Origin of the sequence: Chitinophaga fulva (genome assembly GCF_012927205.1) — a bacterium.
Lineage (GTDB): Bacteria > Bacteroidota > Bacteroidia > Chitinophagales > Chitinophagaceae > Chitinophaga > Chitinophaga fulva.
The window spans coordinates 651,800-668,078 of sequence record NZ_JABBGC010000001.1 but is presented as its reverse complement, the minus strand read 5'-3'; the positions used below and the strand labels follow the sequence as shown (position 1 = coordinate 668,078).

Here is a 16,279-nt window from a genome sequence, read left to right as displayed (position 1 = left end):
AACAAATTATAGCCTATACTTGCCGTAAAAAAACGGCTGCCGGCATTAAACAGCAGTATTACCCGAATCCCTGCAACTAACTAAAACAACGTGAAACGTAACTGGACACGCATCATTTTATTGACCGTATTGACAATTCTGCTGGCGCATGTTGCCTGGAAATGGTGGTATTTCCGGCAGGAGCGCATCACCTTTGTGCGGTATGATGAGTTTGGGATTGATATACCGGTCAATTATAAAATCCATGGTATTGATGTCTCCAAGTTTCAAAAAGATATTAACTGGCATGCAGTCAAACAGATGCAGGTCGATAAAATTCGTATATCCTTTGCCTTTATGAAAGCTACTGAGGGGATCACCCGGCAGGATGCCACCTTTAAACAAAACTGGGAGCGGGCAGGCAAAGCCGGGTTGGTGAGGGGCGCATATCACTTTTTTTACAGTACGCGGGACCCGTTGAAGCAGGCCATTAATTTCCGGAATGTGGTGGATTTGCAGCCGGGCGACCTGCCGCCGGTGCTGGATATCGAAACCAGCAATAATCAGCCGGCTGCGGTGATCCGCAGCACGGCCAAAATATGGCTGGAAGAGATGGAAAAAGCCTATAAGGTGAAGCCGATCATTTATACCAATATCCATTTCTACGAAACGTATCTTGGCAGTGAGTTTGATGATTACCCCTTATGGATCGCGCACTATTACCAGAAAGAGCGTCCGGCGTCCAATAGGGCGTGGCTTTTCTGGCAACATAGCGATATCGGCAGGGTGAACGGCATCAGAACGACGGTGGACTTTAACGTTTTCAGAGGTGACAGCGCCGCCCTCGCGAAGCTGTGCATACCAGAGCATTGAAACTAATCATATGGCAGAAGAAACTGAAGAAACACAAAACCCGGAAAACCCACAGAAAGACCCGAACAAACTGGACAGAGACCTTTTCTGGTTTCTTATCAAGATCATGCGCACCATTTTCGTGGGTTTTTTCTGGATGTTTTTTAATGTGTTCTTTGGCTTATACCTGGGATTTGCCGTGCCGGAGGAGTCAACCCCCGGCCGGATGATTTTCTTTTACTCATGGTTTGTATTGTCCCTGGGAGGCTACCTCTATATGGTATGGCGTTTCTGGCGCAAAAAAATGGATAACCCTGATTAGTTGCTTCTGGCACCCAGGTCCATGGTCCAATAGGTACCGGCCCGACCTACTCCCATATCTTTGTAGCTGCCGTTCATGATATTTTTACAGTGGCCGGGGCTGGCGATCCATCCCTGGATAACAGCCTGCTCGGTCGAATAACCCTGGGCAATGTTCTCGCCGTAAGTATTCCATTTGTATCCCACTGCATCGAGGCGGTTGCCGGGTGTGGAACCACTGGGAGAGGTATGGCTGAAGAAATTTTGCGTCTTCATGTCCACGCTGAAATTGTATGCCGCTTTTTCCAGCAGGTCGTTCCAGACAACAGGGCCTACAGGCGGCATCTGTTGACCTCCACAATTACAGCCTTTGCTGCGTACATCATTCACCAGACTAAGCAATACGGCGCGGTCAATAGTGTTACCTGCTACGCCGGTTCCCGGATTGGGTGTTCCCGGATTGGGTGTTCCCGGATTGGTAGTGCCAGGGTTGGTAGTGCCTGGGTTAGTTGTCCCCGGATTAGTACCCGTGCCCGGTTTGGTCGTGTCTGTACCCGGCTTGGTACCTGTACCCGGTTTGGATGTGTCAGCTGTAGGTTTTCCCGGCGTGGTCGTCACCGAATCTTTAGGACTCGGATTTAGTAAACCAGAGTCTTTGGAACAGGCTGTAAATACTGCCGTTGCTACACATACTCCTAAAATCGCACAAATAAATTTCCCTGTCATAACCAGTTAAAAATTAAAAAATTAAAAAATGAATAGATACAGGTTCTAAACAGGACAAGGATTAAAACTATAGGAGCTTTCAGGGATAGGATTAAAACTACTCAACAGTAGTTCAAAGGTTATGGGTTAGGAATGCAGAGGCAGTACAAAACGTTTTCCGCGGTCACGAAAATAGGGGATAGATCCGAAAAAAAATCGGCGTTTTTGCAAACTGAATGTTAATGGTCGCAACCTTTTGTTACTCAGTGTTGTAGGGAACTTTGCACACTGGAGGCTGGCAGATGGGGAGTGTTTGCCCCGTCCCCAGTCCGCTATCGGCACTAAAATGGCGGTTTTACGTCTGGAATAGTGTTTGTCGGACTTACAGAGAAGTTAGTTTCATTCCATCTGTTAAAACCAACAAACGCATTACCATATCCGGAGAAGACCCGAACGAACGTTTTTTATTAAAAGAAGATAACAGCTTACTTTTTAGTTTCTTCTTTAATGTTGTGGTGTATAGCGGCCATCCTACTCTTAGGATGGTTTTTTTATGCCTTAGCTGCTATGGTCGGCAATAATTTTCCAGGCGCCCTTGATGCGGCGGAGGGTGAGGCTGAAATGTCCCTGGAGGTCGCCAATGCTGCGCTGAAGATGCCATTTGCCTACTACGAAATACACATCGCGCGCCAGTGGCTTGAATTCCAGCAGTTTGAAATCCAGTTTGCCCATGGCCGCCGTGTCCGGATAGTTCTTTTTATAGCGGTCCAGCGTAGCCTGCCAGCCATAGGTGACGCCGTTTTTCCCGATAAACAACAGGGAGTCTGAGTGCCAGTAGGTCTGCATGAACGCATTGATATCGCCGCGGTTCCAGGCGCTGGTTTGGGCGGCCATCAGGCCTTCAATCTGCCGGCGGTCGTCCTGTTGGGCATCGGCCTGTTGGATGGGCAACGCGGAGAAGCTGGCTATCATGATCAGGAACAGTATAAAACGCATGGTGAATTTTTAGCAAAAGATAAACAGAATTTGCGATGTAACGCAACACTGATTATAGTAACTTTGCAGCACTATTTTGACATCTCTTTCAATTATATTCTAAAAATCAACAGCTTATGCCCGGATATGAACTATTTGGCGCCGAAGAACGGAAAGAAGTAAATGACGTACTGGAAACAGGGATCATGATGCGTTATGGATTTGACGGTCCGCGTAAAGGGATCTGGAAAGCAAAGGAACTGGAACAGGCCATTTGCGACAAACTGAACGTACAGTACACACAGCTTGCCTCCAGCGGTACCGCCGCACTGACCACCGCCATGGCCGCCCTCGGACTGGGCGCCGGCGATGAAATCATCATGCCTACCTTTACCTTCGTTGCCAGCTTTGAATCTGTATTCTCCGTTGGTGCCACGCCGGTGCTGGTAGATGTTGATGATACCCTGACACTGGACCCCAAAGCGGTGGAAGCAGCCATCACCCCCCGTACCAAAGCAGTAATGCCGGTACATATGTGTGGCGCTATGGCCGATCTGGATGCGCTGCAGGCCATCTGCAAAAAACATAACCTGTTGCTGCTGGAAGACGCCTGTCAGTCTTTCGGCGCTACCTATAAAGGCAAAGCACTCGGTTCTATCGGCGATGCCGGCACTTTCTCCTTCGACTTCGTTAAAACCATTACCTGTGCGGAAGGCGGTGCTATCATCACCAATAACAAAGACGTTTATATCAAATGTGACGGCTATACCGACCATGGCCATGACCACCTCGGCGTGGACCGTGGCGCAGACCTGCATCCGTTTATCGGGTACAACTACCGTATCTCCGAGCTGCATGCAGCCGTAGGGCTGGCCCAGGTCCGCAAACTGGACAACTTCCTGACTATTCAGCGGAAGACTAAAAAGATCTTCAAGGACGCGCTGGCTACCGTGCCTGGCGTGACTTTCCGCCGCCTGCCGGATGAAGCCGGTGACAGCGCCACTTTCCTGTCATTCTTCCTGCCGGAAGCAGCACAGGCCAGAAACGCTGCTGCTGCCATGAAAGCTGCCGGTCTGCCTGCATTCTACTACTACGATAATAACTGGCACTATATCCGTCAGTGGGACCACTTCAAAAATGGTGACGTACTGACACCATTTGCTCCCGGCCTGAAACAGGCGATGGAAATTTATAAGACCAAACAGGTCCCCGTATCTGATGCTATTATCAGCAGGAACATTTCTACCCCGATCAACCTGGCCTGGAGCGATGCTGAAGTACAGGAGCGGGCTGAAAAGCTGGTGAAAGCTGTAAAAAGCGCGTTATAATTTCACACAAAGACACAAAGCAGCAAAGACCATTGCTGCTTTGTGTCTTTGTGAGTAAAGCATAAACATGAAGAAAGTAGCTTTGATACCTGCCCGTTACGGCGCTACCCGTTTCCCCGGGAAGATGATGGCCCAGCTGGGTGGAAAATCCGTTATCCTCCGCACGTACGAATCCACCGTTAATACCGGCGTGTTTGACGATGTGATGGTAGTAACGGACAGTGATGTGATTTACAATGAGATTGTCAGTCATGGCGGCAAGGCCGTGATGAGCCAAAAAGAACATGAGTGTGGCACGGACCGTATAGCCGAAGCCGTTGTTGACATGGACGTTGATATTGTAGTGAATGTTCAGGGAGATGAACCTTTTACCCAGAAAGAACCGCTGGAGAAATTGCTCCGGGTTTTTGAAGGAGAAGAAGGCAGCAAGGTGCAGGTGGCTTCTCTAATGCAGGAGTTGCATGACGAAGCTTCCATCGCTGACCCCAACTATGTGAAAGTAGCGGTAGACAAACAATTCAATGCCCTGTTCTTTTCCCGTTCCGTTATCCCATATCCCCGCAATAAGGACATCAAAAGCGTTTATTACGAGCATATCGGTATTTATGCGTTCCGCAAACAGACCCTGCTGGATTTTACGCAGCTGGCGCCTACACCACTGGAGCTGGCAGAGAAGATCGAGTGCCTGCGCTACCTCGAAAACGGTATTCCGATGAAGATGGTCGTTACTTCCTATATGGGTGTGGAGATCGATACGCCGGAAGACCTGGAAAAGGCCTCAAAATATTTATAACATCTAACTAAAACGGATATATGAAATTCAGGAATTTCAAAATGGTGGACTACGTAGTTTACGGCAGCGGATGTTTTGATCAGCTGGGCGAAATACTGGCCCCCCGTCGTAAAGGCGATGCTCCCATGATTTTTTTCGTGGATGAGTATTTCCAGGACAAACAGGCATTTCTGTCCCGCATTCCGCTGCAGGGCAAGGATAAGATTGTGGTGATCGATGTGACGTACGAACCCAAGACCGTTACAGTAGATAAAATCCGTGATGAGCTCAAAGCTGAATTCGGCGAAGTGTCCGGTATTATTGGTATCGGTGGCGGTTCCGTGATGGACATGGCCAAAGCCGTGGCGCTGATGATGACCAATCCCGGTTCCTCTGCTGATTATCAGGGCTGGGACCTGGTGAAGAATCCGGCCGTGTATAAAGTGGGCATCCCTACTATTTCCGGTACCGGTGCAGAAGTAAGCCGTACCTGCGTACTGACAGGCCCTACCCGCAAGCTGGGCATGAACTCTGATTACACCCCGTTTGACCAGATCGTGCTGGACCCTGCGCTGACAAAGACCGTGGAGGTTAACCAGCGTTTTTATACCGCTATGGACTGCTTTATCCACTGTGTGGAATCGCTGACCGGCACTTACCTCAATGCTTTCAGCAAATCTTATGGTGAGAAAGCACAGGAGCTGTGTGAAGAGATATTCCTGCAGAAAGACATTTGGGACGATGATTCCGATGAGAAACTGATGATGGCTTCCTATGCTGGCGGTATGAGCATTGCTTATTCCCAGGTAGGGGTAGCCCATGCTGTAAGCTATGGACTGGCTTACCTGTTGGGCACCAAACATGGTATCGGTAACTGTATCGTATTTGACAAGCTGGAAGAGTTTTATCCTGATGGTGTGAAGAAGTTCAAGGAAATGGTGAAAAAACACAACATTGATATTCCGCAGGGTATTACCAAAGGCTTGACAGATGAACAGTTTGACACGATGATCAATGTGTCGCTGGGCATGGCCCCGCTGTGGGAAAACGCGTTGGGTAAAGACTGGAAAGAGATCATGACCCGTGAGCGACTGCGCAAGCTGTACGAGAGGTTATAATCTTCCGGAGAAATCATATTACAAATACGAATTGCGGCGTTGTCTGCAATTCGTATTTTTTTTGCACGCAGATCCAATGCGTAGTCATAAACGATATTGCCTTTAATGAACTAATCATGTTGATATTATTGATTGTCACGGGAATTGTGGCCCTGGTGCTCGGGTACTTGTACTTCACCGCAACGGGCCGGCAGCGGGCATTACAGACGGAGATGTCAGCGCAACAGGAGCGTTATGCCCAGCTGGAAGCGAAGCAGGGTTATTTGCAGCAGTTGTTGGACGACAAACAGCAGCTGGCCCGCGAAAAGCAGGAACAACTGGAGCGGCTCAACGAAGAGTTTGCTTCTCTGATGGCCGAACAGGGCCGGTTAATGGAGCAGAACAAATACCTGCAACAGCAGTTGCAGAGCGAAAAGGAGCGGTTGCACGAGATGCACCAGGACTTTAAATCGCAGTTTGAGAATACAGCACAGCAGTTGCTACAGCGGATATCAGGGAATTTTATGCAGCAGAACCAGGTGAAGATGGATGATATGTTGAAACCGCTGGCAGAAAAGATCGATAATTTCCGAAGCAGCGTGCAACAGTCGCTTGTTGCGGAAACGTCACAACGGGCCGAATTGAAATCGGAGTTGCAGCGTTTGTTGCAGCTGAACCAAACCCTTTCCAAAGAAGCCAATAACCTGACGAAAGCGCTAAAGGCGGACACCAAGAAGCAGGGCAACTGGGGGGAGATGATCCTGGAAAAGGTACTGGAGGCGTCAGGACTGGAGAAAGGAATTCATTATGTTACACAAGATGCACAACGCGATGAGACCGGACAGCTGCGATTGCCCGATATGGTGCTGCAACTGCCGGAAAACAGGCAGTTAGTAATTGATTCCAAAGTATCCCTTAAAGCATACGAACAGTATTGCAGTGCTGCAGAGGAGACAGAACGGCAACAGGCGCTGAAGCTGCATGTACAGTCTGTAAAGAACCATGTGAATGAACTGAGCCGGAAAGCATATCATACGCTGTATAAGAACACTACTGATTTTGTGATGTTGTTTATTCCGATAGAACCGGCATATGCGTTGGCGGTAATGCAGCAGGAGGAAGATCTTTACGACTATGCTTTCCGCCGTAAGGTGATCCTGGTGAGTGTGCCGTCGTTACTGGCCACACTGCGGATCATTGATGCGATGTGGAGACTGGATAATCAAAACAAGAACGCAGAAGAAATTGTGCGGCAGGGTAGTGCCCTGTATGATAAGTTCGTGGGCTTTGCAGAAGATATGGGGCTGATCGGGGAACACCTGAAACGTAGCCAGGGCGCCTACGATAGTGCCATGAATAAACTTAACAGTGGTCATGGTAACCTCGTAGGCAGGGCGGAACGTATGCGGAAGCTGGGACTGGAGAATAAGAAAAGCCTGCCCCGGCAACTGACAGTAGAGGTGGAGATGACAACGGACGAAGAAACGGAACCCCCTGTATCCGGAATAGAGCAGGTACCGGCGCCAGGTATCACGGTGCAACGCCCGGCCTCTCCGGATGAAGCGATACGGGATGAGCAGGACCAGTAACTTATTGTCACCCGGCAGATGCCATCGCGACCGTTGCATCGGACTTATTGACATTCCTTGGCTACCATCGCCGGCTTCTTGTAAAAAAAAGTAAGGTAGAGGGTAGCCAGTAAGGTGATACCGGCAAAAAGATAAAACGTTACCGGGAAATTGGATGACTGGTTGTTGTATACAAAAGCGGAAAAATAAGCCCCCAGCCCGATACCGGCTTCCATGGCGATGTACATGCTGGCCAGTGCGCGGCCGCGGTGCTCAGGGTGTCCCAGGTCGATGGTCCATGCGGTAACGGCTGGTGAATTGAGGCCTACGGAGATGCCATATACTACGGCGGAAGCCATCAGCAAGGCCGGAGAGCCGGCCAGGCCCATCATTAACATGGAGGCGGCCATCAGCACTGCGGAAACCTTCAGTACGGGCACCCGTCCGTAACGATCGGACACTTTGCCGGCCAGCAAACGGATACCGATGGAGCTGGCGGTAAAGTAAGTAAAGAACATGCCCTTGTTGGCTACACCCAGGAAAGCCCCGAAATCGGGAATGATCGTGAGCATAGCGCCATAGCTGAAGTAGGTCAGGAAACAGATGATCACCGGAGACCATACCAGCGGCTCAAATATTTCATCTCCCTTGATTTTTAATAGTGAAAACCGGAAAGGCTGTTTGTTGGCCAGGGTTTCTTTCATACCAATCAGGATCACGACAGACAGCAGTGCAAATACGGCCGACAGCTGAAACATAACGTTGATATTCCATCTTAACGCCAGGTACCCGCCAATAGCCGGTCCGAGGGCCATACCGATGGTGCTGGCCAGGCCAACCATACCCATGGCCTCACCCCGCCGGTTGTACGGGATAATATCGGAAACATAGGCAGAAGTACCAGTAGGCTTGAACCCAGTGGAAAAACCATGGAAAAAGCGGAGTAGCAGAAACGCCCCAACGGAGCTAACCAGTGGGTATAACAGGCTACACACCACACATACCAGGGAGCCGAAAATCATTACCGGCACACGTCCGATAGTATCCGTCAGCTTACCGCTAAAGGGCCTGGACAATCCGGCCATCAGCGTAAACAATCCAATGATATACCCTTTGTAGTCTGCCCCACCCATATTACTCAGATAGGCCGGCAACTCAGGGATCATCATATTGAAGCTGGCAGAAAATAAAGCATTACTCAGGCATAAGAGAATGAAATGCAGACTGTAGATTTTTCCGGAAGACTGGTCCATATCGCAAAATTAGGAACTATGGTACAATTTTGGGAAATATGTTGACCAGGTAATGAAAACCTGAACAAAACCGGCTATGGACCTGTTTATTATACCAATTGTTAATTTATGATAAACATCATAATAGCCCTCCCGAAGAATTCGTAAATTTATTTAAAACCAAAAAAATTCAGTTATATGAAAATCGAAATTGGTATCTCTGCGGAACACGCGAAGAAAATAGCATTAGAGTTGAACAAAGTACTTGCTGACGAATTACTGGTTTACGCGAAAACACGCAACAGCCATTGGAACATTGAAGGTCCCAATTTCATGGAAATGCACAAGTTCTACGAAGGACAATACGAAGAACTGGAAGAAATTGCTGATGAAGTGGCAGAGTATATCCGTAAAATAGGACACTATGCAGAAGGCCGTTATGCAGACGTACTGAAACTGACCAACCTGCTGGAATCCGAATATTCCAACGACCAGAAAAAACAACTGCAGGAACTGCTGGATGACCATGAAACCATTATCCGCAACCTGCGCAGACTGATCGATGAATTCGATGAAAAATACAAAGACAAAGGTGCGGCCGATTTCGCAACACAGTTGCTGCAGAAACACCTGTCACTGGCATGGATGATCCGTTCTTACCTCAAATAATAAACGATTGAGTTATTTGGTTATTTAGAGATTTAATCATTTAATGAGTGCTGAAAATGATTAAATCTCTAAATAATTCAATAACCCAATGTAATGTGTTCCACATGGATAATTCAAATGATCTCCGCCTCGCTGTATTGATAGATGCCGATAATATACCCTACCACAACATTAAGGGGATGCTGGAAGAAGTAGCCAAATACGGCAACCCCACCTTCAAAAGAATTTATGGAGACTGGACCAAACCTACTGTCGTAGGATGGAAGGGCGTATTGCTGGAAAATGCCATCACCCCGATACAACAGTACAGTTATACCTCCGGAAAAAACGCTACCGACTCGGCTATGATCATCGATGCGATGGACATCCTGTATACTGGCAGGGTGGACGGCTTTTGCCTCGTATCCAGCGACAGCGACTTTACCAGACTGGCCACCAGGCTGAGAGAAGCAGGAATGAGGGTAATCGGCATGGGAGAGAAGAAGACGCCCAGCGCTTTCCGTGCTGCCTGTGATAAATTTATCTACATCGAGATATTACAGATCAGGGAAAAGAAAACAGAAAGCGGCAGCAAACCCAAATCGGCCAAAGAAAAACCCAAAGGCATCAGCAAAGCGGATAAAGAACTGATAGACCTCCTCTCTACCAGCATCAATGACATTGCTGATGAAGACGGATGGGCTTATCTCGGGGAACTGGGCAACCTGTTGCTGAAAAAACAGCCTGACTTCGATGCCCGCAACTACGGTTTCAACAAACTCGTTCAGTTGATCAAGAACTTCCCCAACTTTGAAATAGACATCCGGGAGAGTGGCAAGAAGACCGGCAAACTGGTGTATGTAAGAACAGTATAACGTTATGGCATATAGGAAAATAAAGATCGTCAAAGGGGATATTACCAAAATGGATACAGCCGCCATCGTAAATGCGGCCAATTCTTCCCTGATGGGCGGCGGCGGAGTAGATGGCGCTATCCACAGAGCAGGTGGGCCGGCCATCCTGGAAGACTGTCGCGCAATAGTGGCCCGGCAGGGTGGTTGTAAAACAGGAGAAGCCGTGATTACCACCGGCGGCCGTTTGCCTGCCAAACATGTAATCCATACCGTTGGCCCGGTATGGAACGGCGGGCATAACAATGAAGCCGCATTACTGGCCAACTGTTACCTGCATTCGTTGCAACTGGCATCCCGCCACCAGCTTACGTCTGTGGCTTTCCCGAATATCAGCACCGGTATTTACCATTTTCCGAAAGACCTTGCCGCCAGTATTGCCATGGAAACTATCGTTAACTTCCTGGAGCAGGATGAGGTGGTACAGGAAGTGGTACTGGTTTGTTTCGATGATGAAAACTACGGGCTGGCACAGCATTACTACAATCAGTATATAAGACCTGAAGAATAAATAATGATGGTTTGGGGGTTATAGACAAGTCCGTTTGTCTATATTTGAAACCACAACGATTAATGATCGAAAACCAAACCACCATTAAGAAATGAAACCAACCAAAGTAAGCAGACTGCTGCCACTGGCAGCCTGCCTGGCATGGAATGCCCATGCAGTAGCCGGTCCGGCTCCCGTTCCCACACTCACTGTCATTCAGGGACAAGCGCCTGAAAAAGCCAAAAAGATTGTGCTCTACGCTGTAGAAGAAGGCCGCAAAACTGAAATTGCCAATGCGGTAGTGAATGAGCAGCATGCCTTTGCCTTCGCTATGCCGGCGCCGAAAGAAGGATTCTATTACCTCTCTGCCGACAACCGTGGAGAAACCCGCATCTACATCAAGCCGGGAGACCAGCTGAAACTGAAGATGGATAATGGAGCTTACACAGTGCTGGCGGGATCGGCAGAAAACAAACAGCTCTGGCAATGGCAGGAACAGCTGAGCGCCATTTCCCGGCATGCCAGCCTCGGAGATACTACCACCTACCTGTCCTTCTTTCCCACGCTGGAAGCGTTGGTTCCAAAAGTAGCCGGCCTGAAAAAAGCAGTGAATACGCCTAACCGGAAATTCAATGAGCTGCTGAAATACACCATGGACGTAGATGTGGAGCATGCCGCCATGTCTTTCCTCCTGATACCACACTCCAAACACCCGGAAAAGAGCCAGTACCCGGCCTATTACCGGCAGATCATACAGGACAAAAAATACTGCGATGGCCGGTTGCTGGCCAATGGAGATGCAGGCAGGATCGTTCGTTTATACCAGACTTTTACCTACATCATGAGTACGGAAAAAAGAACGGGGCCGGCTTCCCTGGAGGAAAACGCGCGGCTGTTTTGCAATGATACTATCAAAGGACTGTTTATTACGGAAAGCCTGGGAGGGTTCCGAACGTTCGATAAACTTACGGATGCAATTACACCCGTGAAACAATACCTTGTAACAGCAGACCAGCAACAGCGTTACCTGGCAGCAGAGAAGGCGCTGCGTAAATTTGCCGCAGGGGAACAGGGTTTCAATTTTACAGGAGAGGATATGAGCGGTAAAAAGGTGGCCTTCAACGATTTAAAAGGAAAAGTAGTGGTGGTGGATGTATGGGCTACCTGGTGTGGCCCCTGTAAAGCGGAACTGCCTCACCTGCAAAAACTGGAAGAAGAGCTGCGTGACAAGAACGTCACATTCGTGGGATATTCTGTGGACGAAACCAAGGACAAGGAAAAGTGGTCGGCTTTCGTAAAAGAGAAAGACATGAAAGGGGTACAACTCTTTGGCGCCGGTTGGAGTGAGGTCACCAAGTTTTATGATATCAAGGGAATTCCCCGCTTTATGGTATTTGACCAGCAAGGTAAAATAGTGACCATTGATGCACCGCGTCCTTCTACGCCGGAGCTGAAAGCGCTGATAGAAAAGATACTTGGCAAAGGCTAACGCCGCTAAAATAGTGATGAGAAAAGAAAAAGGCTTCCATTTCCGGAAGCCTTTTCTTCTATAATGCGATGTGAAAAACTATTAGAGTTTTGCGTATTTCGCCCAGGCGTAGATGAACATCAGAGCAAAAATAACGATGGCACAAGGAGCCAGAAAATGACCAATGCTATCACCCACCTTGTAAAAGTTGGTAGTCTGTACTACTGTTAAGAGATTCGTCAACATTGTATAATGATTTATTTATTTCCTGGGTGCAAATTAGAACATTCGTGGCAAATTCCCAATCCTGTCTGCTATTACCAACGGGTTAATTGTTGGATACACTGATCCAGCCGGGATTTGGCGAGGAAATTTTTTTCCAGTGCCAGGGCAAAAGGGACCGGTGTGTCAAGGCTGGCGCAGCGTATAACGGGCGCATCCAGGAGATGAAAACAATGTTCGGCTATCCAGGCACTTATTTCCCCTCCCAGTCCGCCGGTGAGGGTGTCTTCATGCAGAACCAGCACCTTGCCGGTAAGGGCTACGGTATCCCGGATGGCGTCATAGTCCAGTGGCAGCAGGGTGCGGAGGTCCAGTATGGCGAAGGAGAGCGCCGGATGGGCGGCGGCATATTCCATGGCCCAGTGTACGCCACTGCCATAGGTGATAATGCTGATATCTTCGCCGGCCTGTATGAGCCGGGCTTTTCCTATTTCCGCCGTGTAGTAGCTGTCGGGCACCAGTCCGCTGATACTGCGGTAAAGCGCCTTATGTTCAAAGTACATCACCGGGTTAGGGTCTGCGATGGCAGCAGTCAACAGGCCTTTGGCATCTTCAGGGGAGGACGGGTATACTACTTTCAGGCCGGGCACATGGGTGAACCAGGCCTCGTTGCTTTGTGAGTGAAAGGGACCTGCTCCTACGCCGCCGCCAGTAGGCATCCTGATCACCACATCGGCCGTTTGCCCCCAACGGTAGTGTATTTTGGCGAGATTATTCACGATCTGATTAAAACCACAGCTGACAAAGTCGGCAAACTGCATTTCCACCATGCTTTTGAAGCCCGCGATAGACAGGCCCAGGGCGGTGCCAACGATGGCACTCTCACAAAGCGGGGTATTACGCACCCTTTCTTTTCCGAAACGTCCCAGCAAACCATCGGTGATCTTGAATGCGCCGCCATAGGCGGCAATATCCTGCCCCATCAGCACCAGCTCCGGATATTGCTCCATGGACTGCCGCAATCCTTCCGAGATGGCGTCGATGAATCTTTTTTCGGAAGCGGTACCGGAGGGAAGTAAGGCCGGTGGCGCCGGAGCGTATATGTCTTCCAGTTCGGTGTTGGTATTTACCGCGAAGGGAGTGGGCTCCAGGCCTTTGGACACTTCTTCATCGATACGGTGTTTTAGTTCCTGCCGGAGGGCTTCTATGCCGGCATTGTCCAGCAGATGGGCTTCCCGCAGGAAAGTTTCGTATTGTGCGATCGGATCTTTTTTGCCCCATTGCTCAAAAAGCTCGGGGGGCACATATTTTACACCGCTGGCTTCTTCATGGCCTCGCATGCGGAAGGTCATGGCTTCTATCAGCACAGGTTTCTGTTCTTTGATGGCGTAAGCACGGGCGGTACGGATGGTCTGGTATACCTCGAGGAGGTTGTTACCGTCTACCTGTACGCCTTCCATACCGTAACCGATGGCTTTATCAACGAGGCTTTTGCACTGATATTGTTCGTTGACAGGTGTACTGAGGCCATAGCCGTTGTTTTCCACCAGGAAGATGACTGGCAGGCCCCATACGGCGGCCACATTCAGGGCTTCATGAAATTCGCCTTCACTGGTACCGCCTTCGCCGGAAAAGGCAAGGGATACTTTATGTTCTTTTTTCAACTGATGGGCCAGCGCAATCCCATCTGCAATGGAAAGCTGCGGGCCCAGGTGGGAGATCATCCCACAGATATGATAAGCCCTGCTGCCAAAGTGAAATGAACGCTCACGGCCTTTGCTGTAGCCTTCATCACTGCCCTGCCATTGCAGCAGCAGTTTATGCAGGGGCATGTTACGCGTAGTGAATACGCCGAGGTTACGGTGCAGCGGCATGATCCATTCATCGGCTTCCAGCGCCAGGGTGGCGCCTACTGCAATGGCCTCCTGGCCAATGCCGGAAAACCATTTGCTGATTTTTCCCTGCCGCAGCAGGAGCAGCATTTTTTCTTCTATCAGCCGTGGGTATAGCAGTGCCCTATAAAAAGACAACAACTCCGTGTCGGCGAGATTAGACCGGTCGAAATACATGTATAGGCTATTTACGGCGTGAATAGGGCTGGTGGTCAGTCGTTGCTGCCACCGGCGAGATTGATCAGGAGACTGTTGATAATCGTCATCACAATACTGAATAACATGGCCCACCAGAAACCGTCCACTTTAAAACCAGGGACGATCTTTGCGGCCAACAAAATAATGATGGCGTTGATCACAAACAAAAACAAGCCCAACGTCAACAGGGTGACAGGGAGGGTAAATAACACCAGTAACGGCTTTACCAATGCGTTGAGTAATGCCAGCACCAGCGCGAGGATCAGAGCGGTAACAAAACTATCGATTTTAACTGCCGGCTTCAGCAGGTAAGTTGTTAACATAGCCGCCAGTGCACTGATTAATATACGAATCAGAAAACCCATATGATTGTATTTAGTGTATCAGAAACTACATTAAGATAACGAAAAAAATAGTATCAACGCATACAGACGTATAACCGCAGTAACAGCGGCATCATCAAATCAAAAAGCCCTGTCAACCGTAATTGACAAGGCTTTTGATTCATTTAACCATTTAATTATTTAGATATTTCCTGTTTCCTTTAATCTTCGCAAATCAGGTGAATCAGCATTAATCCTGTACGTCACAGTTCCGGTAAGCTTTTATCAGTGCTGCTTCTCCGTCTTTGCCCTGGCCGGCAATGCCGTGTTCCATACCCAGCACACCTTTATACCCTTTCTTGTTCAGATGTGCGAAAATATTTTTATAGTTGATTTCACCGGTACCTGGCTCTTTACGGCCGGGGTTATCACCGATCTGGACATAGGCAATTTCATCCCAACATTGATCGATCGTGGGGATGAGGTTGCCGGTGTTGCGCTGCATATGGTAGATATCATAGAGAATTTTGCAGGAAGGGCTGTTAACAGCCTTGCAGACCTCGAAAGATTGTTCAGCGGTACGAAGGAATAAATCCGGCGTATCACTGAGCGGTTCGAGCACCATGACAAGTTTATGTGGTTCAAAGATGGCGGCGCCCAGCCGCAAAGCAGTGATCACATTGGCTGTCTGGATGCCCATCGGGAGGCTGCGGTCGAAGAAGCCGGGCACTACGGTGGCCCATTTGGCGTTGCAGCGTTTAGCCACGTCCACACTGTCTTTACAGGTTTTCACAAATGCATCGATGAATTCCTGTTTGCCGGAAGTCAGTGAAGTTTTCCAGTTGTTGCCTGTATCTACTACAAACACTCCCATGGTCATGCCCAGCTTGGCGAGCAGGCTGCCAATCTTTTCCTGTTCAGCAACAGGACGGTGCATCATACCATTATCTTCAATAGACCGGAAACCCTGGTCATACATATATTTGATCTGATCCAGGAAATCGGCGCCGGCGCTGTTTTTAAACATGCCGTCGTGTGGGGCGAAGTTCATCTTAAAGGGTTTTTCCTTGGCAGCTGTGGCGCCGGCAGGAGTAGCCTGGCTTTTGCTGGTAATACCGCCCAGGGCCAGCGCGGAAATGCCGGCCAGAGTGCCCTGCTGCAGGAATTTTCTTCTTTCCATAACGTTAGGTTATTTTAAAATGACATAGAAAAGGACATTGGCTAAATTTAATCGCTTTTATAAGGAAATGCTAATAAAGCTGAAAAAAATTCAATTCATCCTCCATTTTTCGCATTCATAAAAAAATATTGCATTCCAC

17 protein-coding genes are annotated in these 16,279 nt (G+C 48.9%); 10 read left to right on the top strand and 7 right to left on the bottom strand.

The window, feature by feature from the left end; translation table 11 throughout:
* The first annotated feature begins 90 nt into the window (after positions 1-90).
* Positions 91-852: a glycoside hydrolase family 25 protein gene (locus HHL17_RS02890; RefSeq protein ID WP_169223290.1), complete on the top strand. Its 762-nt coding sequence runs from the start codon at positions 91-93 to the stop codon at positions 850-852.
* Positions 853-862: 10 nt separating this feature from the next.
* Positions 863-1,153 carry a hypothetical protein gene (locus HHL17_RS02885; RefSeq protein WP_169223289.1) on the top strand — a complete coding sequence of 97 codons (291 nt, stop codon included), beginning with the start codon at positions 863-865 and terminating at the stop codon, positions 1,151-1,153.
* On the opposite strand, the gene HHL17_RS02880 is transcribed toward HHL17_RS02885, so the two are convergent.
* Together HHL17_RS02880 and HHL17_RS02875 are read right to left on the bottom strand one after the other, a co-directional pair.
* A complete protein-coding gene (locus HHL17_RS02880; RefSeq protein ID WP_169223288.1) occupies positions 1,150-1,857 on the bottom strand; it encodes a CAP domain-containing protein in 708 nt (235 codons plus the stop codon). The genes HHL17_RS02885 and HHL17_RS02880 overlap by 4 nt on opposite strands.
* Before the next feature lie 537 nt (positions 1,858-2,394).
* Positions 2,395-2,832 (bottom strand): YybH family protein, encoded by a 438-nt coding sequence (locus HHL17_RS02875; protein ID WP_169223287.1) that lies wholly within the window; start codon positions 2,830-2,832, stop codon positions 2,395-2,397.
* A 116-nt stretch (positions 2,833-2,948) separates the two neighbouring features.
* On the opposite strand from HHL17_RS02875, the gene HHL17_RS02870 reads away from it, so the two are divergent.
* The 4 genes from HHL17_RS02870 (at position 2,949) to rmuC (ending at position 7,597) form a co-directional block, all read left to right on the top strand.
* Entirely contained in the window at positions 2,949-4,139 is a 1,191-nt protein-coding gene (locus HHL17_RS02870; protein WP_169223286.1) for a DegT/DnrJ/EryC1/StrS family aminotransferase, read from the top strand.
* 67 nt (positions 4,140-4,206) lie between these two features.
* The gene (gene kdsB, locus HHL17_RS02865; protein WP_169223285.1) at positions 4,207-4,932 is read left to right on the top strand and encodes a 3-deoxy-manno-octulosonate cytidylyltransferase; all 726 of its coding nucleotides are present in this window, start codon (positions 4,207-4,209) and stop codon (positions 4,930-4,932) included.
* Positions 4,933-4,952: 20 nt separating this feature from the next.
* On the top strand, positions 4,953-6,029 hold the full coding sequence (locus HHL17_RS02860; RefSeq protein ID WP_169223284.1) for an iron-containing alcohol dehydrogenase family protein: 1,077 nt from the start codon (positions 4,953-4,955) through the stop codon (positions 6,027-6,029).
* 116 nt (positions 6,030-6,145) lie between these two features.
* A complete protein-coding gene (gene rmuC, locus HHL17_RS02855) occupies positions 6,146-7,597 on the top strand; it encodes a DNA recombination protein RmuC (protein ID WP_169223283.1) in 1,452 nt (483 codons plus the stop codon).
* Between the two features lie 44 nt (positions 7,598-7,641).
* Here the strand turns inward: rmuC and HHL17_RS02850 are convergent, their stop codons facing one another.
* Positions 7,642-8,829 (bottom strand): MFS transporter, encoded by a 1,188-nt coding sequence (locus tag HHL17_RS02850; RefSeq protein ID WP_169223282.1) that lies wholly within the window; start codon positions 8,827-8,829, stop codon positions 7,642-7,644.
* A 177-nt stretch (positions 8,830-9,006) separates the two neighbouring features.
* On the opposite strand from HHL17_RS02850, the gene HHL17_RS02845 reads away from it, so the two are divergent.
* From HHL17_RS02845 to HHL17_RS02830, 4 genes are all read left to right on the top strand, one after another.
* Positions 9,007-9,477 carry a Dps family protein gene (locus HHL17_RS02845; RefSeq protein ID WP_169223281.1) on the top strand — a complete coding sequence of 157 codons (471 nt, stop codon included), beginning with the start codon at positions 9,007-9,009 and terminating at the stop codon, positions 9,475-9,477.
* Positions 9,478-9,581: 104 nt separating this feature from the next.
* Positions 9,582-10,331: an NYN domain-containing protein gene (locus tag HHL17_RS02840; RefSeq protein ID WP_169223280.1), complete on the top strand. Its 750-nt coding sequence runs from the start codon at positions 9,582-9,584 to the stop codon at positions 10,329-10,331.
* Between the two features lie 4 nt (positions 10,332-10,335).
* Positions 10,336-10,878, top strand: coding sequence for an O-acetyl-ADP-ribose deacetylase (locus HHL17_RS02835; RefSeq protein ID WP_169223279.1), 543 nt, complete (start codon positions 10,336-10,338; stop codon positions 10,876-10,878).
* A gap of 91 nt (positions 10,879-10,969) precedes the next feature.
* Entirely contained in the window at positions 10,970-12,346 is a 1,377-nt protein-coding gene (locus tag HHL17_RS02830) for a TlpA disulfide reductase family protein (protein ID WP_169223278.1), read from the top strand.
* A gap of 81 nt (positions 12,347-12,427) precedes the next feature.
* Here the strand turns inward: HHL17_RS02830 and HHL17_RS02825 are convergent, their stop codons facing one another.
* The 4 genes from HHL17_RS02825 to HHL17_RS02810 form a co-directional block, all read right to left on the bottom strand.
* Positions 12,428-12,571 (bottom strand): hypothetical protein, encoded by a 144-nt coding sequence (locus tag HHL17_RS02825; protein WP_169223277.1) that lies wholly within the window; start codon positions 12,569-12,571, stop codon positions 12,428-12,430.
* Between the two features lie 71 nt (positions 12,572-12,642).
* Positions 12,643-14,616 carry an alpha-ketoacid dehydrogenase subunit alpha/beta gene (locus tag HHL17_RS02820; protein WP_169223276.1) on the bottom strand — a complete coding sequence of 658 codons (1,974 nt, stop codon included), beginning with the start codon at positions 14,614-14,616 and terminating at the stop codon, positions 12,643-12,645.
* A 35-nt stretch (positions 14,617-14,651) separates the two neighbouring features.
* The gene (locus HHL17_RS02815) at positions 14,652-15,002 is read right to left on the bottom strand and encodes a phage holin family protein (RefSeq protein ID WP_169223275.1); all 351 of its coding nucleotides are present in this window, start codon (positions 15,000-15,002) and stop codon (positions 14,652-14,654) included.
* A 208-nt stretch (positions 15,003-15,210) separates the two neighbouring features.
* The gene (locus HHL17_RS02810) at positions 15,211-16,140 is read right to left on the bottom strand and encodes a hydroxypyruvate isomerase family protein (protein ID WP_169223274.1); all 930 of its coding nucleotides are present in this window, start codon (positions 16,138-16,140) and stop codon (positions 15,211-15,213) included.
* Between the last annotated feature and the right edge of the window lie 139 nt (positions 16,141-16,279).